The following is a 9,134-nucleotide window of genomic DNA, read 5'->3' on the forward strand; positions in this document are numbered from 1 at the left end:
CTTTGACGTGATGTTCGTGCTTCAGAATATGGATCAAGAATCCGTGCAGCTGGAGAACTTGCGTCTTCGTCCTGCAACAAACAACGGACATCAGGTGTCAAAGTTTGATTTAACCCTGTATGCACACGAAGACTCCCATGGATTGACGACATTTCAAATGGAATTTAATACTGACTTGTATAAGAAAAAGACGATAGAAAAGTGGCTTCAATACTTCATCAATATGTTACGCAACATCACACAAGACAGCGAAGCCGCACTTGGAACAATACATTTAATGGACGAGGAAGAGACCCATTTCCTTATCCATGAACTCAACAGAACCAAAAGAGAGTATCCAAGAGATGAAACGATCAGCCGTCTGTTTGAATTGCAGGCTGAGCAAACACCTGACGCCATAGCTGTGGTCAGTGATAAACAAGTATTAACTTATGCGGAGCTGAACAGCCGAGCAAACAGAATTGCTGCGGTGCTTCGCGAAAAAGGTGTCGGACCTGAGCGTGTTGTAGCTTTGTTGACAACACGAACGCCGGAACTTGCCGCCGGAATGCTTGGTATTCTGAAAGCTGGAGGAGCCTATCTGCCTATCGCTGATGATCTGCCCGCTGAACGAATATCGTTTATGCTTTCAGACAGCGGCGCCCAAATACTCCTTCGATCAGAAAAAACAGAAAACCGCCCGTTAGAAATAGAGATGGAATGTGAGCAAATCGTTATCGAAAACATACAAGGACAAGGGGAAACAAAGAATCTTGAACCTCTAGGCGGGCCCAATTCACTCGCTTATATCATCTATACATCGGGATCAACCGGCAAACCGAAGGGGGTAATGATTGAACAGCGAAGTGTCATCCGCCTTGTGAAAAACAGCAACTATATTGAATTTACATCTGAAGACCGGCTTCTGCTGACATCGTCTATCGGCTTTGATGTTGTGACATTTGAAATATTTGGACCGCTGTTAAATGGTGCTGCTTTGCATCTGTCTGATAAAGAAACTTTTTTAGATGACCATCAGCTTGAGAGGTACATAGAACATCAAGCAATCACAACAATGTGGCTCACTTCTTCTCTATTCAACCATTTGACAGAACAAAACGAGAAATTATTTTACCGGCTGAAACATCTGATTATCGGCGGGGAGGCTCTGTCAGCTAGCCACGTCAATCGAGTTAGACATGCCTGCCCGGAATTGGCCATCTGGAACGGTTATGGCCCGACTGAAAATACGACTTTTTCAACATGCTTTCCCATTGACAAGACATATGAACATTCCATTCCGATCGGACGGCCGGTTGGTAATTCGACCGCTTATATCTTAAATAAATGGGGCATGCTGCAGCCAATCGGAGCTGTCGGTGAGCTGTGTGTCAGCGGGGATGGCGTGGCAAGAGGCTACCTTGGGCGTCCTGATTTAACGGAAGAGAAGTTTGTGCCTAATCCTTTTGCGCCTGGTGAACGAATGTACCGCACAGGCGATCTGGCGCGCTGGCTGCCGGACGGTACGATTGAATATGCAGGGCGCATCGATGATCAGGTCAAAATCAGAGGCTATCGGGTGGAGCTTGGGGAGATCGAATCAGCGCTTCGTCATATAGACGGGGTCAAAGAAGCGGCTGTGTTGGTGCGCACAGGGCATTCGGGAAACAAAGAGCTATTCGGCTATATGACCTTAAAACCGGGCATGAATGCTGAACAAGTACGTTCCCATCTCTCTCGTATGCTGCCAGGCTATATGGTGCCGCCATATATGATAGAAATGGACGCTCTCCCGCTCACATTAAACGGAAAATTGAACCGAAAAGCACTGCCTGAGCCTGATTTCACATCGACACAATCGTACGTCCCGCCGCACAATGATCTTGAAGAACAGCTGGCCATCATATGGCAGGATGTTCTCGGCGCTGATAGGATCGGAATAGAGGATTCGTTTTTTGAATTAGGCGGAGATTCAATCAAAGCCCTTCAAGTATCCGCACGCCTCGGCCGCTGTGGGTGGAGCTTGCAAGCGAGCGATTTATTCCGCCATCCCAAAATTAAAGATTTATCACCATTCATCCGCAAGACAGAAAGAAGGATTATGCAAGGTCCCGTTCAGGGAGATGTTCCATGGACGCCTGTTCAGCGCTGGTTTCTGTCACAAGATATAAAAGAAAGACACCACTTTAACCAGTCTGTCATGCTTTTTCATTCTGGTCGTCTGTCTGAAAATGCACTTCGAGCATCCCTGCAAAAGCTGGCGGAGCATCATGATGCGCTCCGTATGGTTTATCAGAACGACGGCGGACAATGGATACAAATCAACCAAGGCATCCATGAATCTCAATTGTATAGCTTAAGAATTTTCAATCTATCAGAAGCGGAAGGCGAATGGGAAACCAAAATAAAAAAAGAAGTTGCCGATCTTCAGCAAAGTATTAATCTGCAACAAGGGCCGTTATTACATGCCGCATGGTTTAAAACGATATCGGGAGATTACTTATTCCTCACGATCCACCACCTTGTAGTCGATGGTGTGTCATGGCGGATTTTGCTGGAGGATTTATCAACCGGATATCATCAGGCAGCGGAAGGACAGGCCATACAGCTTCCGCCTAAAACGGATTCCTATCAGGAATACGCAAGACGAATTCAAAATTATGCCCAAAGCAGCAAGCTGATCCGTGAACAGGCGTATTGGCGGATTGTTGAAGAGCAATTAGCGGCGGAATTGCCATATGACATACCGGATCACGAGAATTCGCACAGTCGGGAAAGAGAATCTGTGAGCTTTTCACTTACTGAAGAAGACACCGCAATTTTGCTGCAAAACGTCAACCACGCCTACGGGACAGACACACAAGATATTCTGTTAACGGCGGCTACCTTGGCGATTCGTGACTGGACAGGAGGAAAAAAACTCCGTATTGCCATGGAAGGGCATGGGAGAGAAGATATTCTGCCTGAGTTAGATATCAGCAGGACGGTCGGATGGTTTACATCCATGTACCCTGTACTCATAGACTTGGAAAATCAAGCGGGTGATCTCGGAACCGCTGTTAAAACCGTTAAAGACACACTGGGCCGGATACCGAACAAAGGAGTGGGATACGGCATGCTGAAATACATCACACAACCTGAACATAAAAGCATCACATTTTCAAAAACACCTGACATCAGTTTTAACTACTTGGGGCAGTTCAATGACATAGAAAAACAAGGGCGTTTCCGGCCATCCGGTCTTGGAAGCGGAAAGGATATTACTCATACATGGAAACGTGAGCAGGTTATAGAAATAAGTGCAATGGCAGCAGAAAACAAGCTTCACTTTCAACTTAGCTATCCGCCAGCCCGCTTTCACAGAAAGACAATGGAACAGCTCATCAGCATCATCGAACACGATTTGCAGGAGATTATGAAACACTGCGCTGATAAACAGGTGGCAGAAAAGACGCTAAGCGATTTCAGCAGTCAATCATTAACGGCAGAGGATTTGGACAGTATATCCAACTTGGTGGAAGAATTGTAGAAAATCGTGACAGGGAGACATGAATATGACAAAAGCGAATTCAATTCAGGATATTTATCCGCTGTCTTACATGCAGGAAGGGATGCTGTTTCATTCCCTCCTGCAAAAAGATTCACGGGCATATGTTGAGCAAGCCGCTTTTACAATAGAAGGAGAAGTCAACTCGCAGTTTTTCCAAAATAGCATAAATGCTTTAGTGGCAAGACACGACATTTTCAGAACGATTTTCATCAGCCAAAACGTTTCAACTCCCCAGCAGGTGGTCCTGAGAGAACGGACTGTCAGCATACTGGAGGAGGATATTACTGATTTAGATGAAGCGGACCAAACAGCATTTATCGAACAAATAAAAGAAAAAGAACGTGCTAAAGGGTTTCATCTGCAAAAAGATATGCTCATGCGCATCACCCTTATTCGCACCGGAACGCGGCAATATACTTGTATCTGGACCTTTCACCACATCGTGATGGACGGCTGGTGCCTCAGCATTGTACTAAAGGAATTTCTCCAAATCTACGCAGCTTATATAAAAAACGCCCCTTTATCATTGGAGCCAGTCCAGCCATACGGATCGTATATCAATTGGCTGATGGATCAGGACAAAGTGCAGGCTGTTTCTTATTGGGAACATTATTTATCTGGCTATGAGCAGCAAACCTTGCTCCCGAAGCAGAAAAAAACGACAGGCAGAAGCAGGCAGGAGCAGGTGACATTCTCATTCTCAAAAGAAGACAGCAGGAGGCTGTCAGAGCTTGCTGCGAGAGAAGAAGTCACGCTCAGTACGATTTTTCATACCATTTGGGGAATGTTGCTTCAAAAATATAATAATAGCGATGACGCCGTGTTCGGTTCTGTCATTTCAGGAAGACCTGCTGAAATCCAAGGAATTGAACAGATGGTCGGCCTTTTCATCAATACGATCCCGGTTCGGGTGCATGGCGCAGACACGCCGTTTTTCAGGCTCATAAAAAACATGCAAAAAGATCGTCTTGCCGCAGAAAAATACAGCTACCACCCTTTATATGAGATACAAGCCCGTTCTGCGGTCAAGCAGGGATTGATCGACCACATTCTTGTATTCGAAAACTATCCGGTGCAGCAAGAGATTCATATGCTGAACAGTCAGGCGGATGCTTCGGATCTTTTTCAGATTCATAACTTCACAGTAGCGGATGAAACCAATTACAGCTTTTATCTTATGGTAGCGCCGGGGGAAGAAATCCATATCAAAATGAGCTATGATGCAGAGCAGCATGACCGATCTTTTGTGCTTTCTGTCAAGGAGCATCTCCTGAACACTGTTTTACAAATTTTAGACAATCCGAATCTCTCACCAGCTGAGATCGATATCATCACAGACGGCGAAAAGCGCCGGCTGATCGGGAAAATTGAAGATCGAACACCGGTTTCTGAAACCATCCATGCCATGTTTGAAAAACAGGCGGACAAGACACCTGATGTGCGGGCTGTGATTGATCAAGCTCATTCACTGACATACAGAGAACTAAACGAATCAGCCAACAGATTGGCGCGGCATTTGCGGGGGAAAGGCGTTACAAGGCAGGAGCCTGTTGCTCTCGTAGTGGATCGTTCAACAGCGCTTATCATCGGTGTTCTCGGTATCTTGAAGGCAGGGGGAGCCATTGTTCCGATTGATCCCCATTATCCGCCTGACAGAATCCGTTTTATTCTAAATGACTGCGGCTGCTCACATGTGTTGTCACAAGCGCATCATTCCGAATTGCTAGAAAACGATTACCTTATAACCGATATAGAAGAGATTGAAAATGAAGAAGACGGCAGCAATGTGAAGCCGGTCAACAAAGCGGAAGATCTGCTGTATTTGATTTATACATCCGGCACAACAGGAAAACCAAAGGGCGTTCAATTTGAACATCGAAACATGGCTCACCTGCTGCAATTCGAATTTACTCACTCGGGCATTGACTTTGAAACGGATGTCCTTCAATTTGCGACGCCTGCCTTTGACGTCTGTTATCAAGAGATATTTTCAACACTGCTTCAAGGCGGCACACTTCACATTGTGCCTGAATCAATAAAAAGAGACGTGCCGCAGTTATTTGCATTTATAACTGAGCATCAAACGGAGATTGTATTTCTCCCAACAGCGTTTATCAAAATGATGTTCAGCGAGCGGGAATTGGCGAACGCGTTTCCTCACAGCGTGAAACACCTGATTACAGCCGGAGAGCAATTAGTCGTTTCTAATATTTTTCAGGACGTTTTCCGCAAACGCAGCATGCATGTACACAACCATTACGGACCGTCAGAAACACATGTGGTATCAGCGTACACCATTCATCCGGGAGACCTAATACCTGAACTGCCTCCGATCGGCAAACCGATTGGCAGCACCCGCATGTATATTTTAAATCAGCACAAACAGCTGCAGCCGTATGGCGTATCAGGTGAACTTTATATTTCTGGTGCGAGTGTTGCCAGAGGATATGTCAATCATGATCAGCTGACACGCGACAAATTTTCACCCGATCCTTTCAGGCCTGGAGCCGTCATGTACCGAACGGGGGATTTAGCAAAACTTCTTGATGACGGCACGATTGAATATATCGGACGGGCGGACAATCAAGTGAAAATCAGAGGTTATCGAATCGAGCCGCAAGAAATTGAGATCACGCTCATAAATCATCCGGACATAAAAGAAGCTGCTGTTCTCGTTCGGCAAAACCAAAGCGGAGAACATGAATTATGTGCTTACTATTGCAGTTTACACAGGCTGGATTCTTCAGAACTACGCCGCTGCATGGCTAGTGAGCTCCCAGAATACATGATTCCGGCAAAATGGGTATGGGTTGACAACATGCCGCTGACTCCGAACGGAAAAGTTGATCAATCAGCTCTTCCAGAACCGGATGCTTCAATCAGTGAAAAACAATATACAGCCCCTCGTAATCTGTTAGAAGTAAAGCTTTCACAGGTTTTCGAAGATGTGCTGAAAAACGGTCCTGTAGGCATCCAAGACAACTTTTTTGACCGGGGCGGCCACTCGTTAAAAGCAACAGTCCTTATGTCGCGGATTGCCAAGGAATTTCAAGTTCAACTGCCGCTGAAGGACATCTTCGCTCATCCGACGGTGGAAGAATTGGCTGGAATCATTGGAGAGGGAGAGATAAATCCGTATGCGGCGATTGAACCTGCAGAAGAGCGGCAGACGTATCCTGTCTCTTCAGCTCAAAAGCGGATGTACGTGCTTCAGCAGCTGGATGATGGAGGTGTCGGCTACAACATGCCGGCTGTCTTAGAATTGGAAGGGAAGTTGGATCGCGAAAAACTGTCTGCTGTATTCAAAGACTTAATCAGCAGACATGAATCGCTTCGCACTTCCTTTGTGCCCGGAGCAGACGGCGAGCCGGTGCAGCATATTCACAGCGAGGTGCCGTTTACGCTAAGTGAAGAAACATCAGCGGATGGATTTGTTCGTCCGTTTGACCTCAGCCAAGCGCCTTTATTCAGAGCAGGCCTTGTAAGAGTGGGGAACGAGAAGCATTTACTGCTGGTGGATATGCATCATATTATTTCAGATGGTGTATCCGTTCAGCTTTTCATCCGCGAATTCACCGAACTGTATGCAAACCGGAAGCTGAAACCGGTGCGGATCCAATATAAAGATTACGCCGTTTGGCAGCAGACATTCAAAAATGGAGACACGTATCAAAAGCAGGAGACATACTGGCTGAAGCAGTTTAGCGGAGAGCTCCCGGTGCTTGAGCTGCCGACGGATCAGCGCCGTCCTGCTGAACGTGATTTTTCCGGTGGAAAAATTTCGTTTCAGATCAGTAAAGAGATCACTGCCCGTGTGAAGCAGCTCGCCCGTAAAAACGGCAGCACGCTTTATATGACGCTTGTAGCATTGTATTCAACTTTTTTGTCTCGCCTATGCGGTCAGGAAGACATTGTAATCGGCTCGCCTATTGCCGGGCGCCCGCATGCCGATCTTGAATCAGTCCTTGGCATGTTCGTCAACACATTGGCCCTTCGGACGCGCCCAGCCGGAAATAAAACATTTGCCGATTTTCTGCAGGAAGTCAGACAGACGGCGCTGGAAGCGTATGAGCACCAAGATTATCCGTTTGAAGAGCTGGTGGATAAACTCGGTGTGCATCGCGAAATGAGCAGAAACCCATTGTTTGACACAACACTAGTGCTGCAGAATATGGAACAGCAAGCGCTCAAAATGAATGATATACAGCTTCACTGGCAAGAGTTGCAGCATCCGATATCAAAATTCGATATTTCCCTCTATATTACGGAACACGAAGCTGAGCTTTTTTGTCAATTTGAATACAGTACCGCTTTGTTTGAAAAAGAAACCATCCAAAGATGGACCCGCCTTTTCACAACACTCGTGAAAAACACAGTTTCGAGCCCTGAAACGGAATTGGACGAGATTCCGATCTTAACAACTGAAGAAGAAAGATCTGTTATAGAATCATTCCACCCGCTTCAGAAGACGGGCTATCCGATAAATCAGACTCTACATCATGCACTCGAACAGCAAGCCGTAAAAACACCTGATCAGCCCGCTGTTATCTCTGAAGACGGAGTGATGACCTATAAAGAATTGAATGAACAGGCTAACTGGATGGCATGGGAGCTGATCGAACGCGGAGTTAAAACCGAAAAGACCATAGCCATTATGGGAAGGCGCTCCCCTGAAATGCTGATCGGGATTTATGCCATTCTTAAAGCAGGCGGTGCTTATCTGCCTATTGACCCTGACTATCCGGAAGAACGAATCCGCTATTTGCTGAAGGACAGCGGGACGGATATTCTCCTTCTTCAATCCGTCAATCCGCCGATTCCGGGATTTGCCGGAGAAATCGTATATCTCAATCAGTCAAACAGCCGGCCGAAACATCGTCTGTCCAATCCGAATGTGGATGTTCTCCCTGATTCTTTAGCTTATGTCATCTATACATCCGGTTCTACCGGCAGACCTAAGGGTGTAGAAGTTGAACATCAATCTGCGGTCAATTTTTTGAATTCCCTTCAGTCCCGCTATCAGCTGAATAAATCGGATGTCATTTTGCATAAAACATCTTATTCATTCGACGCTTCAATTTGGGAACTGTTTTGGTGGCCAAATGCCGGTGCAGCCGTTTATCTGCTTCCTCACGGAGGCGAAAAAGAACCGGAAATGATAGTGAAGGCCATAGAGGAACAGCGGGTCACAGCTATGCATTTTGTGCCTTCTATGCTTCATGCGTTTTTAGAACATTTAAAATATCGCCTTGTACCAATCAATACAAACGGGCTCAAAAGGGTGTTTTCCGGAGGCGAACAGCTGGGGGCACATCTCGTCTCCCGATTTTGCAAATTACTTCCTGATGTGGAATTGACGAATTCCTATGGGCCTACAGAAGCAACTGTCGAAGCGGCATTCTTTGATTGTCCGCGGCATGAAAAGCTTGACCGAATACCAATTGGGAAACCTGTTCATCAAGTCAGACTGTACATTTTGAATCAAAGGCAGCGAATGCTGCCTGCCGGATGCATCGGAGAACTGTACATCGCTGGAGCGGGCGTCGCCAGAGGCTACTTGAATCGCCCGGAATTAACAGAAGAGCGTTTTCTCGCTGATCCGTTT

At 46.3% G+C, this 9,134-nt stretch carries 2 protein-coding genes; both read left to right on the forward strand.

Annotated elements, in window-relative coordinates; genetic code table 11:
* Window positions 1-3,508 (forward strand): non-ribosomal peptide synthetase (locus tag BTR1S_RS21210; RefSeq protein ID WP_255265738.1); only part of this gene is annotated, 3,508 nt, incomplete at its 5' end.
* Between the two features lie 25 nt (window positions 3,509-3,533).
* A partial coding sequence (locus tag BTR1S_RS21215) for a non-ribosomal peptide synthetase (RefSeq protein WP_156483227.1) occupies window positions 3,534-9,134 on the forward strand: 5,601 nt, incomplete at its 3' end.

The organism is Bacillus sonorensis NBRC 101234 = KCTC 13918, assembly GCF_001592005.1.
GTDB lineage: Bacteria > Bacillota > Bacilli > Bacillales > Bacillaceae > Bacillus > Bacillus sonorensis.